This window comes from Arthrobacter sp. UYCu512, assembly GCF_040547075.1.
GTDB lineage: Bacteria > Actinomycetota > Actinomycetes > Actinomycetales > Micrococcaceae > Arthrobacter.
Genome location: NZ_JBEPPA010000004.1, coordinates 146,407 through 164,987 on the forward strand (window position 1 = coordinate 146,407; position 18,581 = coordinate 164,987).

20 protein-coding genes are annotated in these 18,581 nt (G+C 65.8%); 13 read left to right on the plus strand and 7 right to left on the minus strand.

Features of this window, described 5'->3' with window-relative positions; all coding sequences use genetic code 11:
- Positions 1–57 precede the first annotated feature (57 nt).
- The 3 genes from ABIB49_RS05820 to glmS all read right to left on the minus strand — a co-directional run bounded on the left by ABIB49_RS05820 (position 58) and on the right by glmS (position 3,892).
- Complete coding sequence (locus tag ABIB49_RS05820) at positions 58–1,584, minus strand: NAD(P)H-hydrate epimerase (protein WP_354156811.1); 1,527 nt, start codon at positions 1,582–1,584, stop codon at positions 58–60.
- Positions 1,585–1,647: 63 nt separating this feature from the next.
- Positions 1,648–1,995 carry a holo-ACP synthase gene (locus ABIB49_RS05825; RefSeq protein ID WP_226774612.1) on the minus strand — a complete coding sequence of 116 codons (348 nt, stop codon included), beginning with the start codon at positions 1,993–1,995 and terminating at the stop codon, positions 1,648–1,650.
- A gap of 4 nt (positions 1,996–1,999) precedes the next feature.
- Positions 2,000–3,892 (minus strand): glutamine--fructose-6-phosphate transaminase (isomerizing), encoded by a 1,893-nt coding sequence (glmS, locus tag ABIB49_RS05830; RefSeq protein WP_226774611.1) that lies wholly within the window; start codon positions 3,890–3,892, stop codon positions 2,000–2,002.
- Positions 3,893–4,022: 130 nt separating this feature from the next.
- Between glmS and coaA the strand changes: the two genes are divergently transcribed.
- The 3 genes from coaA to mscL all read left to right on the plus strand — a co-directional run bounded on the left by coaA (position 4,023) and on the right by mscL (position 6,408).
- Entirely contained in the window at positions 4,023–4,988 is a 966-nt protein-coding gene (gene coaA, locus ABIB49_RS05835) for a type I pantothenate kinase (RefSeq protein ID WP_226774610.1), read from the plus strand.
- A 5-nt stretch (positions 4,989–4,993) separates the two neighbouring features.
- Positions 4,994–5,899, plus strand: coding sequence for a M15 family metallopeptidase (locus ABIB49_RS05840; protein WP_283480294.1), 906 nt, complete (start codon positions 4,994–4,996; stop codon positions 5,897–5,899).
- Positions 5,900–6,000: 101 nt separating this feature from the next.
- Positions 6,001–6,408 carry a large conductance mechanosensitive channel protein MscL gene (gene mscL, locus ABIB49_RS05845; RefSeq protein WP_253032200.1) on the plus strand — a complete coding sequence of 136 codons (408 nt, stop codon included), beginning with the start codon at positions 6,001–6,003 and terminating at the stop codon, positions 6,406–6,408.
- A 65-nt stretch (positions 6,409–6,473) separates the two neighbouring features.
- Here the strand turns inward: mscL and glmM are convergent, their stop codons facing one another.
- From glmM to rplM, 3 genes are all read right to left on the minus strand, one after another.
- Positions 6,474–7,835 carry a phosphoglucosamine mutase gene (gene glmM, locus ABIB49_RS05850; RefSeq protein ID WP_226774607.1) on the minus strand — a complete coding sequence of 454 codons (1,362 nt, stop codon included), beginning with the start codon at positions 7,833–7,835 and terminating at the stop codon, positions 6,474–6,476.
- A gap of 150 nt (positions 7,836–7,985) precedes the next feature.
- Complete coding sequence (gene rpsI / locus ABIB49_RS05855) at positions 7,986–8,495, minus strand: 30S ribosomal protein S9 (protein WP_069949264.1); 510 nt, start codon at positions 8,493–8,495, stop codon at positions 7,986–7,988.
- A 36-nt stretch (positions 8,496–8,531) separates the two neighbouring features.
- Entirely contained in the window at positions 8,532–8,975 is a 444-nt protein-coding gene (rplM, locus tag ABIB49_RS05860) for a 50S ribosomal protein L13 (RefSeq protein ID WP_024367145.1), read from the minus strand.
- Positions 8,976–9,283: 308 nt separating this feature from the next.
- On the opposite strand from rplM, the gene ABIB49_RS05865 reads away from it, so the two are divergent.
- From ABIB49_RS05865 to ABIB49_RS05910, 10 genes are all read left to right on the plus strand, one after another.
- The gene (locus ABIB49_RS05865; RefSeq protein ID WP_282359735.1) at positions 9,284–9,949 is read left to right on the plus strand and encodes a prepilin peptidase; all 666 of its coding nucleotides are present in this window, start codon (positions 9,284–9,286) and stop codon (positions 9,947–9,949) included.
- A 173-nt stretch (positions 9,950–10,122) separates the two neighbouring features.
- Complete coding sequence (locus ABIB49_RS05870; protein WP_226774605.1) at positions 10,123–10,329, plus strand: Flp family type IVb pilin; 207 nt, start codon at positions 10,123–10,125, stop codon at positions 10,327–10,329.
- 86 nt (positions 10,330–10,415) lie between these two features.
- On the plus strand, positions 10,416–10,796 hold the full coding sequence (locus tag ABIB49_RS05875; RefSeq protein ID WP_226774604.1) for a TadE/TadG family type IV pilus assembly protein: 381 nt from the start codon (positions 10,416–10,418) through the stop codon (positions 10,794–10,796).
- Positions 10,784–11,704, plus strand: a complete 921-nt coding sequence (locus ABIB49_RS05880) for a pilus assembly protein TadG-related protein (RefSeq protein ID WP_226774603.1) — start codon at positions 10,784–10,786, stop codon at positions 11,702–11,704. Before ABIB49_RS05875 ends, ABIB49_RS05880 begins: the two co-directional genes overlap by 13 nt.
- 11 nt (positions 11,705–11,715) lie before the next feature.
- Positions 11,716–12,453 carry a Flp pilus assembly protein CpaB gene (cpaB, locus tag ABIB49_RS05885; protein ID WP_226774602.1) on the plus strand — a complete coding sequence of 246 codons (738 nt, stop codon included), beginning with the start codon at positions 11,716–11,718 and terminating at the stop codon, positions 12,451–12,453.
- Positions 12,450–13,655: a CpaE/TadZ family protein gene (locus ABIB49_RS05890; RefSeq protein ID WP_282359736.1), complete on the plus strand. Its 1,206-nt coding sequence runs from the start codon at positions 12,450–12,452 to the stop codon at positions 13,653–13,655. Before cpaB ends, ABIB49_RS05890 begins: the two co-directional genes overlap by 4 nt.
- Positions 13,652–15,226 (plus strand): TadA family conjugal transfer-associated ATPase, encoded by a 1,575-nt coding sequence (locus ABIB49_RS05895; RefSeq protein WP_282359737.1) that lies wholly within the window; start codon positions 13,652–13,654, stop codon positions 15,224–15,226. The genes ABIB49_RS05890 and ABIB49_RS05895 overlap by 4 nt, the downstream gene beginning before the upstream one ends.
- A gap of 13 nt (positions 15,227–15,239) precedes the next feature.
- Positions 15,240–16,172: a type II secretion system F family protein gene (locus ABIB49_RS05900; protein ID WP_282359738.1), complete on the plus strand. Its 933-nt coding sequence runs from the start codon at positions 15,240–15,242 to the stop codon at positions 16,170–16,172.
- A 26-nt stretch (positions 16,173–16,198) separates the two neighbouring features.
- A complete protein-coding gene (locus tag ABIB49_RS05905) occupies positions 16,199–17,083 on the plus strand; it encodes a type II secretion system F family protein (RefSeq protein ID WP_282359739.1) in 885 nt (294 codons plus the stop codon).
- Positions 17,084–17,171: 88 nt separating this feature from the next.
- Positions 17,172–17,636: an Hpt domain-containing protein gene (locus tag ABIB49_RS05910; protein ID WP_282359740.1), complete on the plus strand. Its 465-nt coding sequence runs from the start codon at positions 17,172–17,174 to the stop codon at positions 17,634–17,636.
- Here the strand turns inward: ABIB49_RS05910 and ABIB49_RS05915 are convergent.
- Positions 17,633–18,403: a response regulator transcription factor gene (locus ABIB49_RS05915; RefSeq protein WP_282359741.1), complete on the minus strand. Its 771-nt coding sequence runs from the start codon at positions 18,401–18,403 to the stop codon at positions 17,633–17,635. The two genes, ABIB49_RS05910 and ABIB49_RS05915, sit on opposite strands and share 4 nt — an antisense overlap.
- Between the last annotated feature and the right edge of the window lie 178 nt (positions 18,404–18,581).

Here is an 18,581-nt window from a genome sequence, read left to right on the forward strand (position 1 = left end):
AAGACTACTTGTAAGTAAGGTTACTATCTGACGTGGCGCACTCAACGCGCGGTTATATTACATCCTCGACATAACCTCCCGTACGGCCTCCGCAACGTTCGACGCCGTCACCGGCCCGCCGCCCGATGCCACGCTCCCGGCCCGGCCGTGGACGCTGGCGGCCAGCGCCGCGATTGCGGCCCAGCGGTCGGCGGCAGCAATGCCGCGGCGCCCGAAAGCTCCAGAGTGATCCGACAGCTGCGCCAGGAGGCCGCCGAGGACACCGGCCAGGACGTCTCCGCTGCCGGCCGTTGCCAGCCAGGGTGTCGCTTCGGACTGGCTGAAAACGGTCCCGGACGGTGCGGCGACGAGGGTTGTGGCGCCCTTGAGCAGTACCGTGGCCCCGGTGAGCCCGCTGGCCCGCCGGGCGGACGCGAGCGTGGCGCTTTCCACCGCGGAACGGCCGGCTCCGTCGCCGTATCGAGCCAGCAGGGCGGCAAGTTCGCCGGCGTGCGGCGTCAGCACAACGTGCGGGGCGAGGGTCCGCGGCAAAGCCGGCAGCGCCCCGGCGTCCGCGACGACCGGAAGGCCGGCGGCGGCGGCGTCGCTGACGCGCTCCAGTTGCGCGTGTGCTTGCTCATCAAGGCCCGGGCCCAGGAGCCACGCCTGGACGCGGGCATCAGCGACGCTGCCGGAGCCGCAGACAACTTCGGGGCAGGAGCGCCGGACCAGGTCGGAGACCTCGGGCGGGCCGAGGTAGCGCACCATGCCCGCCCCTGCGGCCAGCGCGCCGCGGCAGGCCAGGACGGCTGCGCCGGGATAGCGCGTCGATCCTGCCACGACACCCAGGACACCGCGGGAGTACTTCTGGGAGCGCCGTTCCGGATACGGCAGGAGGGCGGACAGATCCCCGGCTTCGAAACGGCGCAGGGCCGGCTCCGGCAGGACATCGTCAATGCCGATGCGGACAAGCTGCACGCGGCCGGCGAAGTCCGCGCCGGGATCGGCCAGCAGGCCGGCCTTGGCCGCCCCAAAGGTCACAGTGAGTTCGGCGCGCAGCACAGGTCCGCTGACTTCACCGGTATCGGCGTCTACGCCGCTGGGGAGGTCGCAGGCCACCACGAGTCCGGGCCGCGACCCCGCCAGCTGCTCGAACAGCGCAGCGGCAGGGCCGCGGAGCCCGCCGCGGGCGCCCGTGCCAAGGACCGCGTCGATCACGACGCCGGAACCGGCGGCGGCCAGCGCGGCGGCGGCGATGTTCTCCGACGACAGACGCAGCACCCGGCCGCCTGCCGCTTCAAAGGCGGTGAGTGCCCCCGGATGGGCTTCTCCCCCCGTCAGGACGGCCGTCGTCCGCATTCCCCGGCCCGCAAGCGTGGCTGCCGCGAACAATCCGTCCCCGCCGTTGTTGCCCTTCCCGGCCAGCACCGTGACGCTGGCGCCATAGAGCCGGCTGCCGCGGGACCGGAGCTCGCGGACTACCGCGTTGGCCAGCCCGTAGGCGGCCCGCTGCATCAGGACAGCGCCCGCGCGGGGTGCCCGGCTGGCGTGGAGAAAGCTCTCTTCAGCCGCACGAATCTGGTTTCCGGTGTAGGCGCTGATCATCGTTTCAGTCCGTTCGCGGTGCACTCGCTGCGGGTAGTCCGGTTCTGGTCAGGCGGGTAACGCTCAGCTTTCGGCGATGACCGTCGCCGTGGCAATTCCGCCGTCGTGGCTCATCGACAGGTGCCAGCGTTTAACGCCCTTCGACTCCGCCACGGCAAGCACAGTTCCTTTGACCTGGACGGTGGGCCCGTGCTGGTCAAGACCGATCCAGCAGTCCTGCCAGTTCATGCCGGCCGGAGCGCCGAGGACCTTGGCCACGGCTTCCTTGGCGGCGAACCGGGCAGCCAGGGAGCGGGTGTTCAGTTCGCGCTCCGCCGGCACAAACAGCCTGTCACGCAGCCCGGGGGTGCGCTCCAGCTGCCGGCCGAACCGTTCAATGTCTACGACGTCTACGCCAATGCCAACAATCATGGCGCTATTCTACGGTCACGCTCTTGGCCAGGTTGCGAGGCTGGTCCACGTCGTAACCCTTGGCGGAGGCCAGGGCAAGGGCAAAGATCTGCAGTGGAACGGTACTGAGCAGCGGTGCCAGCAGCGTGGGGGTTTCGGGGATGTAGAAGACATGCTCGGCGTATGCCTTGACAGCCTCGTCGCCTTCTTCCGCGATGACGATGGTCTTGGCGCCGCGGGCCCGGACCTCCTGGATGTTGGAGACAACCTTGGCGTGCAGCGAGTCGCGGCCGCGGGGCGAGGGAACCACCACAAACACGGGCTGGCCCTCTTCGATCAGGGCGATCGGGCCGTGCTTGAGTTCACCGGCGGCAAAACCCTCGGCGTGGATGTAGGCGAGTTCCTTGAGCTTGAGCGCACCCTCCATTGCCACGGGGAAGCCGACGTGGCGGCCCAGGAACAGGACGGATTTGGCGTCCGCCATGGACTGGCCGAGTTCCTTGATCTGTGCTTCGTTGTCGAGGATCTGCTGGATCTTGGCCGGGATCTTGTTCAGGTCCGCGAGGATGTCCTTGATCTCGCCCTGGAACTTGTTGCCGCGCAGCTGGGCCAGGTAGAGGCCCAGGAGGTAGGCGGCGGTGATCTGCGCCAGGAAAGCCTTGGTGGAGGCGACGGCGATTTCCGGCCCGGCGTGGGTGTACAGCACGGCGTCGGACTCACGCGGGATGGTGGACCCGTTGGTGTTGCAGATCGAGACCGTTTTGGCGCCCTGTTCCTTGGCGTAACGGACGGCCATCAGGGTGTCCATGGTCTCGCCGGACTGGGAAATCGAGACGATCAGGGTGTTCTCGTCCACAATCGGGTCGCGGTAGCGGAATTCGTGCGAGAGCTCCACCTCGGTCGGGATCCGGCACCAGTGCTCGATCGCGTACTTGGCGACCTGGCCGGCGTAGGCGGAGGTGCCGCAGGCGAGGACGATGATCTTGTTGACGTTCTTGAGCAGTTCCGGATCTACCCGGAGCTCGTCGAGGGTCAGCTTGCCGTTGATGTCCGAGCGGCCCAACAGGGTCTGCAGGACGGCATCCGGCTGGTCGTGGATTTCTTTCTCCATAAAGGACGGGAAGCCGCCCTTTTCCGCCGAAGCCGGATCCCAGTTGACGTGGTATTCCTTGCCCTCGGCCGGGGCGCCGTAGAAGTCGGTGATTTCCACGGTGTCTGCGGTGATGGTGACGATCTGGTCCTGGCCGAGTTCGACGGCGCGCCGGGTGTAGTCGATGAACCCGGAGACGTCCGAGCCGAGAAAATTCTCGCCGTCACCGAGTCCGACGACGAGCGGGGAGTTCCGGCGGGCTGCCACCACAACATCGGGCTGGTCCGCGTGGACGGCGAGGAGGGTAAACGCACCTTCCAGGCGCTGGCAGGCAAGCTGCATGGCTTTGGTGAGGCCGCCGTTGGCGGGGTCGCCCTGGAGTTGATTCCGGTAGATATCGCCCAGGAGGGCCGCAGCGACTTCGGTGTCCGTCTCGGAGAGGAAAGTCACTCCCTTGTGCACGAGTTCCAGCTTGAGTTCGGCGAAGTTTTCGATGATGCCGTTGTGGATGACGGCCAGCTTGCCCCCGTCGGAGAGGTGCGGGTGCGCGTTCTGGTCCGTCGGACCGCCGTGGGTTGCCCATCGAGTGTGACCGATGCCGGTCAGCGAGTCAGGCAGCGGGTTGGCCTCAAGTTCGGCGATCAAGTTGCTCAGCTTGCCCGACTTTTTGCGCGATGAAATGGTTCCGTCCGCCACTACGGCGATCCCTGCAGAGTCGTAGCCCCGGTATTCCAAGCGCCGCAGTCCCTCAAGGACAACGTCCAGAGCATTGTGTCCAGTATTTACCCGGCCAGCGGAGTGGCCCACATATCCAACGATTCCACACATGGACACAAGCCTAGCGGGTTTCCCGGGCCCCCGGCGTAGGATCAGCAGCCAGCCCGCAACCTGCCTGCCGCGCGGCGGTCCGCTGACGGCCCATTTCGCTCTCGGCCCGGCGAAGGGCAGAATCTCTAGGGTGACTTTGCAACGCAATGATGCGAACGGCGACGGCGTCTCCCCGTTCGTGGAGCTGGACCGGCAGACCTGGTCCCGGCTCGCTGCCCAGATGGAGCAGCCCCTCAACCGGGAGGACGTGCTCCGTCTCCGTGGCCTCGGCGACCCCCTGGATATAAAGGAAGTCCGCGAGGTCTATCTCCCCTTGTCCCGGCTGCTGCATTTGTATGTCGAGGCGGCAGGCCAGCTCCATGCCGCGACCACAACATTCCTGGGAGAGCAGACCCAGCGCACGCCGTTTGTGATCGGCGTCGCCGGCTCGGTCGCCGTGGGCAAATCGACAATCGCCCGGGTACTCCGCGAGATGCTCCGCCGGTGGCCCGGTACCCCCAACGTGGAGCTGATCACCACCGACGGTTTCCTGTACCCGCTGGCCGAACTCAAGCGGCGGCAGCTCCTGGAACGGAAGGGATTCCCCGAATCCTACGACCGCCGCGCCCTGCTCCGCTTTGTCAGCGAGATCAAGGGCGGGGCCGAAGAAGTCCGGGCACCCTGGTACTCCCATGTAACGTACGACATCGTCCCGGGCAAGGAAGTGGTGGTGCGCCGCCCCGATGTGCTGATCGTTGAGGGGCTGAACGTGCTGGCGCCGGCCAGGCCGCGCCAGGACGGCCGGCAGGGGCTGGCGCTGAGTGACTTCTTCGACTTTTCCATCTATGTTGACGCCAAAACCTCCTATATAGAGGAATGGTACGTGGACCGCTTCCGCACCCTTAGGACCACGGCGTTCGCGCAGCCGGAGTCCTACTTCCACCGCTATGCCACGCTCTCGGATGCCGAGGCGGAACAGACTGCCCGGGATATCTGGAAACGCATCAACGAACCAAACCTCGAAGAGAACGTGCTCCCCACCAGGGGCCGTGCACAGCTGGTCCTCACCAAGGACGCAGACCACTCCATCCGCCGTATGCTGCTCCGCAAGGTGTAGCACACGTGTGCCATGACGGTTCGGCCGCGCCGCAGCCGGCACCGGAGTCAGCCGCCGGCCCCGGCAGGCGGGCTTTCAGCCGGCTCCTGCTGGCCGGCTCGGGCCTCGCGGTCCTCAGCGCCTGCGCTCCCGAAGGGATCCGGCCGCCGCCGTCCGTGTCGGCAACGCCGCCGGCAGCCACCGGGGGGACGGTTTCGGCGACGGCTGCGGCAGGGATTCTGCCGGACAGTCCCGCAGCCACCGAGCCAACAGCAGCAGCTCCGGCCCCGGCCCCGGCCCCCGCGGTGTCCACTGCCGCACCCCCGGCCCGGCACTCACTCACCGACCCGGCGAGCCCGTGGGTCATCGTGAACAAGCACCGGCCACTTTCCCCCGCCGACTTCGCTCCGGCCGGCCTCGTCCAGCCGCGGGTGCGCCTGGCCACCTCCGGCGAAGCGGCGCTACTGAACAGCACGACGGCGGCAGCAGCGGAAGAGATGTTTGCTGCGGCTGCGGCCGACGGCATCTCCATCACCCTGGCCAGCGGGTACCGCTCCTTCGCCACCCAGATCGCGACTTATAACAAGTGGGTGGCTGCGGAGGGGCAGGCCGGTGCGGATACCGCCTCCGCCCGGCCGGGCTATTCGGAACACCAGACGGGCTGGTCCTTCGACATCGGCGACGGCAGCGGGCAGGACAGCTTCACCCCCGCATTCGCCACGCAACCGGCAGCACTTTGGGCCAAGGCCAACGCCCATCGGTTTGGTTTTGTGGTGCGCTACCCGTGGATGTTCCACGAGCGAACCGGCTACTACTACGAACCCTGGCACCTGCGCTACGTGGGCGTGGAAGCGGCGGTCGATATGAACACCCGGGGCGTTGCGACTCTCGAGGAGTACTTCGGCCTCGAAGCGGCGCCGGGCTACCGGTAGGCCGGGTGCCTGGACCCGAGCTCCGGAGCGGCCGACCGACACGCTACGGGAACTAACCTCCCTGATACGGGGTGTTCACACAGGCGGGCTATTTTGAGGACATGCTAACCGGGTTCAAGAACTTTATTCTCAAGGGCAACGTCGTAGACCTTGCCGTCGCAGTCGTCATCGGCGCCGCTTTTGGCGCCGTGGTAACGGCACTAGTCCAGAGCGTGCTGATGCCGTTCATTGCAGGCCTGGTGGGTTCGCCCAACTTTGACAGTTTCGCCGTTGTTACCTTGAACGGAAATGACATCAAGTTCGGTGTGCTGCTGACCGCGATCGTCAACTTCCTCCTGATCGCGGCAGCTATCTACTTTGTTGTCGTCGTCCCCATGAACCACATGATCGAACGACGCAACCGCCGCCTCGGCATCAACGCCGACGTCAAGGCAGAAGCAGCCGAGGATCCCCAGATCGCCCTGCTCACCGAGATCCGCGACGCGCTCCAGAGCGGGCGCGCCAGCTAAAGGCGCCGCACGCAGTTGTGGCGTGTCCCCCGCGGGGGACACTCCACAACAGCGTGCGGGAAAGCTCAGTCGGCGACGAGCTCCAAGGCCAGCTCGGTCCGGACCACCTGGGCAAGGCGCTCCGCGACGTGCTGGGCCGTGTCCTGGGACTCCGCCTCAACCATCACCCGGACCACAGCCTCGGTGCCTGAGGGGCGCAGCAGGACCCGTCCGGTGTCTCCGAGCTCGGCCTCAGCCCGCGCAACGGCTTCAGCCACTGCGCCGTCGCCCTTGACCCGCGTGCGGTCCACTCCCCTGACGTTGATCAGGACCTGCGGAAGTTTGGTCATCACCGCGGCCAGTTCCTTCAACGGACGGCCGGTCAGTGCCACCTGGGCGGCAATCTGCAAGCCGGTGAGGACGCCGTCGCCGGTGGTGGCATGGTCGGCGAAGATCACGTGGCCGGACTGCTCGCCGCCAAGGTTGTAGCCGCCTTCGCGCATCCCTTCCAGGACGTAGCGGTCGCCCACTCCTGTTTCGCGCAGGCTGATGCCGGCTTCGCGCAGCGCGATCTTGAGGCCGAGGTTGCTCATCACTGTCGCGACGAGGACGTCGTCCTTGAGCTTGCCGGAGGCTTTCAGCGCAACGGCGAGGATGGCCATAATCTCATCGCCGTCCACTTCACCGCCTTCGTGGTCAACGGCCAGGCAGCGGTCCGCATCGCCGTCATGCGCAATCCCGAGGTCCGCACCGTGCTCCAGGACTGCTTGCTTGAGCGGTCCCAGATGGGTGGAGCCAACGCCGTCGTTGATGTTCAGGCCGTCCGGTTCCGCGCCGATAACAACAACGTCAGCGCCGGCGTCCTTGAAGACCTGGGGGGAACAGCCACTCGCCGCACCGTGGGCACAGTCCAAAACGACCTTAAGACCGTCCAGGCGGTGTGGGAGGGTGCCGAGCAGATGGACGATGTAACGGTCCTCGGCGTCCGAGAAACGCTGGATCCGGCCAACATCGCCCCCGATCGGCCGGAATGGCTCTTTGCCGAGCTGTTCCTCGATGGCGTCTTCAACGGCGTCAGGGAGCTTCTGGCCGCCACGGGCAAAAAACTTGATGCCGTTATCCGGGGCAGGATTGTGCGAAGCGGAGATCATCACACCGAAGTCTGCGTCGAGATCTGCCACCAGATAAGCCGCGGCCGGGGTCGGCAGCACACCGGCGTCGTACACGTCGATCCCGGAGCTGGAAAGCCCCGCTTCGACGGCAGCTGCGATGAATTCACCACTGGCCCGGGGGTCCCGGGCGACCACGGCACGCGGCCGGGTCACGCTCGTATTACGGTCGTGGCCAAGCACCACTGCCGCGGCCTGGGCCAGCTGCATCGCCAGCTCGGCCGTCAGCAGGCCGTTCGCCAAACCCCGGACACCATCTGTTCCAAATAATCTAGACATCGGGTCAAGTTTAGACGATGGCGGGCCATCTTCCGCCCGTCGGGCCCCGCCGAGCCCGCGGCGCCGGCCGAATACCGGCCGTTGCGGAGGGCAAACGGCGAAAGCCCGCCCCGCCACAATGGGCGGAACGGGCTTTCGCGCCAGCGCAGTTTAGCGCTTGGAGTACTGCTGAGCCTTACGGGCCTTCTTGAGGCCGGCCTTCTTGCGCTCGATGACGCGGGCGTCACGACGCAGGTAACCGGCCTTCTTCAAGGTGGCCCGGTTGTTCTCGGTGTCGATCTCGTTCAGTGAACGGGCGATGCCGAGGCGCAGGGCACCGGCCTGGCCGGAAATTCCGCCACCGTGGATACGGGCGAAGACGTCATAGGCGCCATCAAGATCAAGGATCTTGAAGGGCTCGTTGACGTCCTGCTGGTGCAGCTTGTTCGGGAAGTAGTTGGCCAGTTCGCGGCCGTTGATGATCCACTTGCCGGTGCCGGGCACGATGCGAACGCGTGCGACGGCTTCCTTGCGACGGCCAACTGCTGCACCGGCAACCGTGAGGGCCGGGCGTTCCTTCTTGGGCGCTTCTGCTTCTGCAGGACCGCTTTCCGAGGTGTAGCTGGTCAGGTTTTCCTCAGCCACAACGGCCTCGGTGGTCAGTTCTTCGTTCTGAGCCACGATTCTCCTTGATAAAAAGTTGGTTGGTGGCCAGGACTACTGGGCGACCTGGGTGATTTCGTACGTCTTGGGCTGCTGGGCTGCGTGGGGGTGCTCTGCACCCTTGTAGACCTTCAGCTTGCCCAGCTGCTGTGCAGCGAGGGAGTTCTTCGGGAGCATGCCCTTGATGGCCTTCTCCACGGCGCGAACCGGGTTGGATTCCAGCAGCTCCGCGTAGGTGACCGAGGTCAGGCCGCCCGGGTAGCCGGAGTGGCGGTATGCGCGCTTCTGCTCCAGCTTGGCGCCGGTGAGGGCAACCTTTTCAGCGTTGATGATGATGACGAAATCGCCCATGTCCATGTGGGACGCAAAGGTGGCCTTGTGCTTGCCGCGCAGCAGGATTGCGGTCTGGCTGGCAAGACGACCAAGGACAACGTCGGTGGCGTCAATGACGTGCCACTGGCGGTTGATATCGCCGGGCTTCGGGGTGTACGTACGCACGGTGTTTGCCTCGTTCTTGTTCTGGCGTTCTTGTTTTAGGCGTCACACGAAGGTGCACCTACTATCTATGCGTTACCGGAACAGAGGTGAGGGCTCTATGTAACCAGTCATCCTGAGGTCTCGACTGTGCCCACCGGGTAGTCATCCTGCAACCGGATTCCCACGTGGGCACGCATCATCGAGAAGGACACGCACAACGACTACCAAGAATAGCCGAAGACGTGTCGCTGGGTCAAAATGGGGTGTCCCCGTGCACGGTGCACGGTCAGCCCGGCCCGCCCCCGTGCTGCTCCAGTCAGGGAGTCCTAGTGTCCTTATCAGGTATTGCAGCCAGCGCCGGGCCGCTCCTCGTCATTTCCGCGGGACTGTTCGGCCTGTTCGCGGCGATGCTCTCCGAGCTGGCGATCGCTCGCTCGCTCCCCCGCCTTGGCGTATTGCCGGCCAGATGGACACGAATTACGACGTCGGCCCTGACTGGCCTATTTTGCGTCGCCCTGGCACTCCGGTTCGGTGCGGTCTGGTCGCTGCCAGCCTTTCTGGTGCTTGGCGTGCTCGCCGTCCAGCTGGCCCGCATCGACCTCACTCTCCGCCTGCTGCCAAATCCACTCGTGGGCGCCTTGCTCGTGTCCGGCTTGGCGCTCTTCGCTGTCAGTAGCGTGGCCACGACCGATTGGTTCGGGTTTCTTCGCGCAGTGGCCGGGGCGGCGGTCTTGTTCGTTGTATTCCTGAGCCTGGCGCTCGTGTCGCCGCATGGCATCGGAATGGGCGATGTGAAGCTCGCCGCTCCTGTGGGCCTCCACCTGGGTTTCCTGGGTTGGAGCCAGGTACTTTACGGCGGCGCCCTGGGCTTCGTCATCGGGGGGATTGTCTCCCTAGTCGCGATCCGGCGGCAGGTACCGGGCCGAGCGGCTGAGGTTGCTTTTGGGCCCTCTCTGCTCGCGGCGGCCCTGGGGGTTGTTTTGTTCACGTCGTAGCCCGCGAGGAGCGCTCCATTTCCCAGCGTAGGCACAGGTCCAGCGCAGGAACAGCCCGTACGTCAAGCCTTTGCGCAGCTTGCGCGCAGCACCGGCCCGAAGCGTCCTGGCACGTTCTAACGTATATTCTGGAGCTGGCGCTGGGCCAGCCGCATCTCTCTTCAGGAGTCTTTATGTTCGCTCGTCTGGCAGCAAACCTGCACACCCTCGGTTTCACGCTCCAGTCCCGCCTTCGCAACGATGAAAAGGGCGCCACCGCGGTCGAATACGGCCTCCTGGTGGCCCTGATCGCCGTGGTCCTGATCGTCGGTGTCACCGCTTTCGGCAAAGACCTGAGCGCCTTCTTCACGGGCCTCAGCGCCAAGACCACGCTCAAGTAGCCGGCCCGGCCGGACAGCTGCCTCTCGAGGCGCTGCGGTGCCTCGGTTGATTGTGGCCGCATTCCCTACGTCTGCCGAAAGAAGCAATGGAACGATCATCCTCAGAGCGCGGCGCCGCCGCAGTCGAGTTCGCCTTGATCGTTCCGTTGCTTCTTTTGCTTCTTCTGGGGGTTATCGAGTTTGGCCGGGTCTTCAACGCCCAGCTGCAGCTGAGCGCCGCCGCCCGGGAATCGGTACGGGTGATGGCCATCCAGAAGCTGCCCGGCACGGCGATCAACACGGCGATCGCTGCGGCGCCAAACCTCAATCCCCGGCTCAACGCCGGGAACATCCAGGTCACGCCGGCGTCCTGCGCCGCCGCCACGGATGTAACGGTCACCATCACCTACTCCGTGGATCTGTTGTCCGGCCTCTTCGCCGACTCTGTCCCGCTGACCGGACGGGCGGTGATGCGATGCGGCGGCTGAACAGGCAGCTGAGGAACGGGGAAGACGGCGCCGTGGCCGTGATCATGGCAATTTTTATGGTGGTGTTGCTCGGCATGACCGCAATCGTGGTGGACGTCGGCATGATCTATGCGGAACGGTTCCAGCTACAGAACGGGGCCGACGCTGCGGCTCTGGCCATTGCTCAGGACTGCGCTGCGGGAAGATGCACCAATCCCGACGCCACGGCCACGCTGCTCGCCGGGAAGAACGCCCACGACGGGGTTTCCGCCGCCACGGCCGTCATTTCCGGGAACTCCGTGACGGTCCGGACCAGCACCGCCACCCCGGACGGCGGCAGCGCCGTCCGGCACTGGTTTGCCCCGGTCCTGGGCATCAAGTCCACCACGGTAGAGGCGGAGGCAAAGGCCTCGTGGGGCAGCCCGTCAAAAGCCACCGTTTTTCCGTTCACCGCCCCCCGTTGCATTTTCGATTCGGCACCCAAAGATGTTGAGCTTTGGATCACCAGTACCTCCACCTGCACCGGCGCAGGTGGCCAAACATTACCGGGCGCTTTTGGCTGGCTAGACGCAGACGCAAGGAATGACTGCCAGACTTCCGTCGACGTCCACCAGGTCATCGGCGGCGAGCCGGGCAAGAGCGGCCCCAAGGGATGCCACATTGATGGCACCACCATCCTCCTTCCGGTCTACGCCAGCGCCTCCGGCAACGGAAACAACGTGTCATACGTTATCGACGGTTTCGCCGCCCTCAAAGTGACCGCGCACAGCTGGCCGAGCGAGCAGCGATCGGAGGCTGGCTGCAATAAGTGCACGGGCGTCAAGGGCAAATTCATTACGCTGGTCTCCCTCGCGGATCTCCAGTCTTTCGGCGTTGAGGAGCTGGACGGAAAGTCCCTCAACGCCTTCTTCGTCGCGTTAACCCTGTAGGAGCAATCAGAGTGAACAGCAGAGTCCTGGCATCGGTAGCAGCCGTCGTGCTGGCAGTGGTCGGGAGCATCCTGCTGGTCTCCTACACCAACGGCGCAGAGCAGCGAGCTTTCGCTGGAGTCCAGACCTCCGAGGTGCTCATAGTCAGCGCGGCGGTGCCCGCCGGAACCCCTTCAGCCACGGTGCTGCAGAGCGCCACGCGGCAAGCTGTGCCCGCAAAGACTCTTGCGGCTGACGCCGTGTCCGATCCTGCAGCCATCAGCGGACTCGTCACAACCGTGGACCTGGTGCCCGGTGAACAGCTCCTGCGCACCCGATTCCGGGATCCGGCCACCACGACGGACCCGGGGACTGCCACTGTGCCGGCCGGGATGCAGGAGGTGTCGATCCTCCTGGCGCCGCAGCGCGCGGTGGGCGGACTGCTCAAGGCCGGGGACACCGTGGGGATCTTCATCTCCCTCGGTGCTGGCATAACCAAACCGCCGGCGGAAGTCACGCATCTGACGCTGCACAAAGTCCTAGTCACTGCCGTCCAGGGAGCAACCGCCCCTGTCACGGAAAAATCGAGCTCCGAAGCCAGCCCGGGGGCCGCATCCGAGAACTTGCTGGTGACCCTGGCACTGACCTCGGCAAACGCGGAGAAAGTTGTCTATGGACAGGAGTTCGGCACCATCTGGCTCTCCGGCGAACCCTCAACCGCCGGGGAAGACGGCACCCGCGAACTGAGCCGCGAGGGGATCTACAAGTGAGCCGTTACGTCGTCGTGACCGATGATCCTGGCCTGCCGGGCCGGATCGGGGCAGCCGCCACGGGGCCCTTGCAGGGGGACGTCCACCGCTGGCAGGGCGGCAGGCTTCCGGGGCGCCCTGCCGACGTTCGGAGCCAGTTGGAACGCCCCGCTGATCTCGAGGTTCTGATCCTTGGCCCGGGCATGCCGCTGGAGCTGGCGCTGACGCTCGCGACGGCGTTCGACGTAGAATGCCCCGAAGTGGCGGTACTCCTGGCGGCTCAGCCGGACCCCGGCGTTGTGCTGGCGGCGCTGCGCGCCGGAGTCCTTGACCTGCTGGAACCGGAGGCCGGTGCTGCCGAGATCGCGGCGCTGCTCCACCGTGCCGTGCGTAGCGCCGCTGTGCACCGCAGAGCTGTGCCCGTGGAACAGACCAAGGCTGCGACGCCTGCCGGGCGGGTCATCGCCGTCGTCTCACCCAAGGGCGGCGTCGGAAAGACGACTATCGCGAGCAATCTCGCAGTGGGCCTCGCCAGGTCAGCGCCGCACGGCGCAGTTTTGGTGGATCTGGATCTGCAGTTCGGCGACGTTGCCAGCGCACTCGCCATCTCCGCTGAACACTCGGTGTCCGACGCCGTACACGGTCCCGCGCGGCGGGACACCATGGTGCTCAAGACGTTCCTGAGCGCCCATCCCAGTGGTCTCTATGCACTCTGCGCCCCGGACTCCCCCGACGCCGCCGAGGGACTGACCGGCGAGGACGTTGCCCACCTGCTCGGCCAACTGGCCAGCCAGTACCGCTATGTTGTAGTGGACACCGCCCCCGGCCTGTCGGACCACACCCTTGCCGCCTTGGACCAAGCCACGGATTTCATCTTCGTCACCGGTCCTGATGTGCCGGGCGTCCGGGGCATGCGCAGGGAACTGGACGTGCTGGCCGAGCTGGGGATGCATCCGCTCAAGCGGCATATGATCCTCAACGGCGCGGACTTCAAGGCCGGCGTCTCACTGCGCGATGTGGAGACTGCGCTGGGAACCAGCGTGGACGTGGTGATACCGCGCTCCCGAGCGGTCGCTCTTTCCACCAACCAGGGATCCCCCCTGCTGAACGGAGCGGTCCGCGGACCGGCCACCAAAGCACTGCAAACATTGTTGGCCCGCTTCGTCGCCCCTGCAGTCCCGCCCCGGCGGTACGGGCCCCGGCACCGGGTAGGAGCCAAATGAACCTCGCCCAGCGCCTGCAGGCTGCCCGCGACACTGCCGGACAGCAGGCCCGTTACGAAGCACCCGCACGTCCTGACCGCCCCGCACCCGCATCCTCACTGATGCCCGCCCCGGACCCGACCTCTATCCCTGCCCCTGCGCCTGGCCCTGCACCGGTCCCGGTCCCGGTCAAGCGTGCGCCGGATGCCCGCTCCGTTCGCGCGGCAGGCACCACCCAGCCGGTTCCCCCGTCCGCCGCCGGGAGTCCCCGGAAGCCCGCGCCGGCGGAGGCCGCCCCGGCCCGGGACGCCCTGGCCAAGTTGAAAGATCGGGCCGGTTCCATTTTGTTCGAACGGCTGGGCACCCGGCTGATTGATACGTCCCTGACCGAGGATCAGCTGCACGCGCTGGTGCAGCAAGAGCTCATCGAGGTGGTCGAGGCCGAGCAGGTGCCGCTGACCAAGGATGAAAGACAACGCCTGATCAAGGGCGTCAGCGATGATGTCCTGGGCTACGGACCCCTGCAGCGCCTCCTTGACGACGAGAGCATCACGGAGATCATGGTCAACGGCCCGGACATGATCTACGTCGAACAGGATGGGAAACTGACCCGCAGCAGGGTCCGTTTCGCCTCCGAAGCGCACCTCCGGAAGGTCATCGAGCGCATCGTTGCGCGGGTGGGACGGCGCATCGATGAATCCTCGCCCTTGGTGGACGCCCGGCTGGCCGACGGATCCAGAGTCAACGCCGTTGTCCCGCCGCTGGCCGTCAACGGGTCGTCACTGACCATCCGCAAATTCGCCACCGACCCCTTCCAGGTCCACGACCTCATCAGCTTCGGCACGCTGTCCCCGGAAATGGCCGAGCTCCTCGACGCCTGCGTCAAAGCCCGCCTGAACATCATCGTCTCGGGCGGCACCGGGACGGGCAAAACCACGCTGCTCAACGTCCTGTCCAGCTTCATTCCGGAGGGCGAACGCATCGTCACCATCGAGGACGCCGTCGAGCTCCAACTGCAGCAGGACCATGTGGTCCGGCTGGAGAGCAGGCCCAGCAACATTGAGGGTAAAGGCGAAATCACCATCCGCGACCTCGTCCGCAACTCCCTCCGGATGCGGCCCGACCGGATCGTGGTGGGTGAGGTCAGAGGCGGAGAGACCCTGGACATGCTGCAGGCCATGAACACCGGCCACGATGGTTCCCTGTCCACGGTCCACTCAAACTCCCCCCGGGACGCCATCGCCCGGCTCGAAACCCTGGTACTGATGGCCGGGATGGACCTGCCGCTGCGCGCAGTCCGGGAACAGATCGCCTCCGCCGTGGACGTGATCGTCCAACTCACCCGGCTCCGCGACGGCACCCGCCGCGTCACCCATGTCACCGAAGTCCAGGGCATGGAAGGCGAGATCGTGACCCTTCAAGACGCATTTGTCTTCGACTACAGCGCCGGACTCGATGCCAACTGCCGTTTCCTCGGCAAGCCGATGCCCACCGGGGTCCGCCCGCGGTTTACGGACCGCTTCACGGAACTCGGCATAGAGCTCTCCCCCGGGATTTTCAATCCTGCTCCCGTATTGGCCCGGGCCCGATGACGAAGGCAAACTCATGGAAATGATCCTGGGATTTCTGTTGAGCTACGCGGCCCTGGGCGTTGCCGTTCTGTTCGTTGTGGCGCCGCGCCGACCGGCCACCCTGCTCAACCGGCGGGCCGCCACAGTTCCCGGCCGGAGTACCTTAGCCCGGGGTATGGGGGCCCGGGCAACTGCAGCCGTGGAATCCCTGTTGAAGAGGCGGAACTACACTGCAGCGGTGGCGGCATCGCTGGAACAGGCAGGCCTCAGTATGAAGGCCGCGGAGTTTGTGGTCCTCGGACTGGCCGGCGCGGCCATCATCGGCGCCGTAGCGCTGGCCGTGCTAGGTCCGCTTCCGGCGTTAATTCTCCTGCTACTCTCGCCGTTCGGTGCGCGCTTCATCCTGCGGTTCCTGGCATCGCGCCGCCGAGCAAAATTCGCCGCACAGCTCGACGAGACCCTGCAGCTTCTCGCCGGTGGCCTGCGCGCCGGCCACAGCCTGCTGCGCGCCATTGACGCGGTGGCCGGGGAAGCCGAGGCCCCCACCACCGCTGAGTTCGCACGGATCATCAACGAAACGAGGCTCGGCCGGGATCTGGGCGAGGCTCTGGACGACGCCGCCCTGCGCATGCGCTCGGAGGATTTTTCCTGGGTGGCCCAAGCCATCGCCATCCACCGGGAGGTTGGCGGCAACTTGGCTGACGTGCTGGACCAGGTGGGCCAGACCATCCGGGAGCGGAGCCAGATCCGCGGCCAGGTGAAGGCTCTCAGCGCCGAAGGGAAGATCTCGGCGCTGGTCCTGATGCTGCTGCCGGTGGCGATCACGGGAGCCTTGATGGTCATCAGCCCGGGGTACATGGATCCCATGGTGACCACACCGCTGGGCCTCACGATGGTCGGCGCCGCGGCAGTCCTCTTCAGTCTGGGCGGACTCTGGCTGCGCAAAGTCGTTCAGTTCAAGTTCTAGCGAAGGCCTGAGAGGAGAAGTTTCTTATGTCGGCAACGGCTATTGCAGCTATCGGATTGATCATGGCGGCTATTGCCCTGGCAACGTGGTCCGTCGTCGGCACCCGTGTCGCCGGGAAGGATTCCATCGTGGCAAACCTGTCCCGGGGGCTTGTTCCCGCCAAGAAGCCCGTCAAAGCGAGGAACTCGGTACTGGAGTCTTTCGCCGGACGGTTCACCCCCCGGCGTCTGGTGGCAAACCTGGACCGGCAGCTCGCCCTGGCGGGCCGTCCTCCCGCGTGGCCGCTCAAGCGCCTCATGGCCGCCAAATTCGCCGCCGCGGGCATCGCCGTCGTCGTCGGGTTACTGCTGATCAGAGGTGATCCCAGCGCCAAGACACTGTGGCTCTCGATCGCCGTAACCATGGTTGGCTATTTCCTCCCCGATCTCCTGATCTACAGCAGGGGGCTCGAGCGCCAGGCCACCATCGGACTGGAACTGCCGGATATGCTGGATCAGATGACCATCGCTGTGGAAGCCGGCCTGGGGTTCGATGCCGCCATGTCACGGACCGGCCAAAACGGAAAAGGACCACTGGCCGCCGAGCTGGTCCGGACCCTGCAGGATATGCACATCGGGATGTCTCGCCGCGAGGCGTACCTGGCCCTCGCGGACCGGACCGGCGCGCCGGACCTCCGTCGCTTCGTCAACGCCATCCTGCAGGCGGACCGGTACGGAATCTCGATTTCCGCGGTGCTCCGGACGCAGGCCAGCGAAATGCGGCGGAAGCGCCGGCAGCGGGCCGAGGAGCAAGCCATGAAGATCCCCGTCAAGGTCCTTTTCCCGCTCATGCTCTGCATCCTGCCCGTGCTCTTCATCGCACTGCTCGGCCCAGCCGTCATTAACGCCATCGCGACTTTCAGCGGCTTGTAAGGAGAAGTTCCTGCGGCAAGCCGAAAGGTTTCCGCAGGAACCCCCAGAACGCGGAGCGTGTCCGGGTGGAGGCAGTAACGTTGGGCACATGTGCATTACAAGTCCCCCAGAAGACGGCGGCGCGAACACTGCCCTCTCGGGCGAGGCCACCGCCAGCGGAGCCAGCCTGAACGTCCGCGAGGCGGCCGATCCAGCAGTTCCACCCCTCGTCGACCCTGCGGCGCTCCAGGATCTCGGTACCCAGCTGGACAGCCCTTCCGCAGCCAAAGGTTTCGCCAGAGACTACGCAAAGATGTGGGATCGCCGCTACAGCTGCCTGGCGTCGGCGCTGGGGCGCCGGGACCAGGCCGGCTCCCTGGAGGCTGTGCTGAGCCTTAGAACGTCCTCGGAGATGGTTGGCGGAGTACAACTGGCCGGGCTCGCCGCAGAACTTGAGGCTGCCATCCGAGCCGGCGACATGGACCGCGCCCGGTCCCTCCTGGCCGAAGTTGCCGAGAGCGGCAGCGACACCGTGGACGAACTGCAGTCCGGCTTCGTCCTCCGGGAAAGCTAGCCGCGCTGGGGTGCCAGCCGGTACCCCACACCGCGGATCGTCTGAAGCCAGCGCGGCTGCAGCGGATCCTCGCGCAGCTTCCGCCGAAGATTCCCGATATGGACCTCAACGGCCCGCTCGTCGGATTCACCGATATACGCGTCCGCGGCGTAGTACTCGCCCCGGACCACGCGGACCAGGTCAGACTTGGAGCGGACGGCACCGGCTCCCTTGAGCAGGGCATGCAGTAGATCGAACTCGCTGCGGGTAAGGCTGGTGGCCGCGCCGTCCACGGTGACCGTCCGGCTGTCCGGGTTAAGTTCCAGACCGTTGTGCCGGAGCATGGAATCCTGCGGCACAGCCGGGGCGGCGAAACCCGCAGCGACCGCAGTGCCGAGTGGTGCGCTGATAGTGTTCTGCCGGGGCCGCCGCATCATCGCCGCCACCCTGGCACGGAGTTCGCGGGGCCTGAAGGGTTTGGTCAAAAAATCGTCGGCGCCGGTGTGCAGCGCGGTGAGTGTGTCCATCTCGTCCGTTCGCGCTGTCAACATCACGACGTACGCATCACTGAACAGGCGGATCCGGCGCAGTACTTCGAAGCCGTCGATGTCGGGCAGCCCAACGTCCAAGGTGACGACGTCAGCGTCCAAGCGACGGACGACGTCCACCCCTTCCCGGCCGCGGGCTGCCAAATGGACGTCGAATCCCGCCTGGCTCAGTACGGCTTCGATCAGGTTTCGAACGTCTTCGTCGTCCTCAACGACGACAGCGACTCCAAGGTCAGTCATGGCGCCCCTCACATCAGGTCCTGCTCCATCTTCCGACGCGGACGCGCCGGCAATGCTGATCACACCGGCCCCCACCGGCATTGTCAGGATACCCACGGGGACGCGGAAAAGACGGTTCCGGCGCAGGAATAGAAGCCCAATTCCTAAGTGTTGAGTCAATCTTGTGTGACAGGAGGTG

Coding starts and splice junctions, on each gene's coding strand:
- ABIB49_RS05820 (WP_354156811.1), bottom strand. CDS start 1,584: ATGATCAGCGCCTACACCGGAAACCAGATTCGTGCGGCTGAAGAGAGC.
- ABIB49_RS05825 (WP_226774612.1), bottom strand. CDS start 1,995: ATGATTGTTGGCATTGGCGTAGACGTCGTAGACATTGAACGGTTCGGC.
- glmS (WP_226774611.1), bottom strand. CDS start 3,892: ATGTGTGGAATCGTTGGATATGTGGGCCACTCCGCTGGCCGGGTAAAT.
- mscL (WP_253032200.1), top strand. CDS start 6,001: ATGCTAACCGGGTTCAAGAACTTTATTCTCAAGGGCAACGTCGTAGAC.
- glmM (WP_226774607.1), bottom strand. CDS start 7,835: ATGTCTAGATTATTTGGAACAGATGGTGTCCGGGGTTTGGCGAACGGC.
- ABIB49_RS05870 (WP_226774605.1), top strand. CDS start 10,123: ATGTTCGCTCGTCTGGCAGCAAACCTGCACACCCTCGGTTTCACGCTC.
- ABIB49_RS05875 (WP_226774604.1), top strand. CDS start 10,416: ATGGAACGATCATCCTCAGAGCGCGGCGCCGCCGCAGTCGAGTTCGCC.
- ABIB49_RS05880 (WP_226774603.1), top strand. CDS start 10,784: ATGCGGCGGCTGAACAGGCAGCTGAGGAACGGGGAAGACGGCGCCGTG.
- ABIB49_RS05895 (WP_282359737.1), top strand. CDS start 13,652: ATGAACCTCGCCCAGCGCCTGCAGGCTGCCCGCGACACTGCCGGACAG.
- ABIB49_RS05900 (WP_282359738.1), top strand. CDS start 15,240: ATGGAAATGATCCTGGGATTTCTGTTGAGCTACGCGGCCCTGGGCGTT.
- ABIB49_RS05905 (WP_282359739.1), top strand. CDS start 16,199: ATGTCGGCAACGGCTATTGCAGCTATCGGATTGATCATGGCGGCTATT.
- ABIB49_RS05910 (WP_282359740.1), top strand. CDS start 17,172: ATGTGCATTACAAGTCCCCCAGAAGACGGCGGCGCGAACACTGCCCTC.
- ABIB49_RS05915 (WP_282359741.1), bottom strand. CDS start 18,403: ATGACTGACCTTGGAGTCGCTGTCGTCGTTGAGGACGACGAAGACGTT.